This is a genomic window from Chlorogloeopsis fritschii PCC 6912 (genome assembly GCF_000317285.1).
GTDB lineage: Bacteria > Cyanobacteriota > Cyanobacteriia > Cyanobacteriales > Nostocaceae > Chlorogloeopsis > Chlorogloeopsis fritschii.
Genome location: NZ_AJLN01000003.1, coordinates 1 through 579, shown reverse-complemented (window position 1 = coordinate 579; position 579 = coordinate 1). Strand labels below are relative to the sequence as shown.

General features: G+C 45.6%; 1 pseudogene. It reads right to left on the bottom strand.

Features of this window, described 5'->3' with window-relative positions:
* Positions 1 to 75: 75 nt before the first annotated feature.
* Positions 76 to 579: pseudogene (locus UYC_RS35105) on the bottom strand (transposase); the annotation flags it as partial.

Sequence of the window (579 nt, the reverse complement as noted above, 5' to 3'; positions counted from 1 at the left end):
TATTTAGTTGTCCCTGAAAAATAAAAGGATGGGAATCTAAGCTACAAGGTGAATAAGTGGAGCAGTCACAAAAAAGCGGTAAAGCTTTCGGAGGTTAAATCCACAGCCAGCCAAAAAAGAATTGATGCGATCGCCAACTTGACCTTGCAGGTAATTGCGCTGCATCCGGTGATCATGTTTGGTATGTCCAATGACAGGCTCAATAGCACTACGACGTTTGAGCAGTCGTTTGAGAAAACCTGCTCGCTTGCGGTTGCCAGCAATTAACACTTGTACCGCTTGCGGATGATGTGTGCTGCCACGAAATCCTTGGTCTACAATCGCCTGTTGAGGTTGAACGTGAGTGAGGTTCTCAACTTGAAGCAATGCAGGAGCAAGGGTTGCGCCATCATAAGGGTTACCGTGCTGGGCATCAATACCGACAATCCAGTTGCTACAATGCGTCGTCACAACTGCTACTTTGCAACCAAATTCGTATTTTTTATTGACCTTGCCCTTGGCGATACATTCGACCTCTGGAGCATGAACACTGTAAAGTTTGGCAGAATCATTGCGTTTTTGTTGGTAAATGCGTTTAGC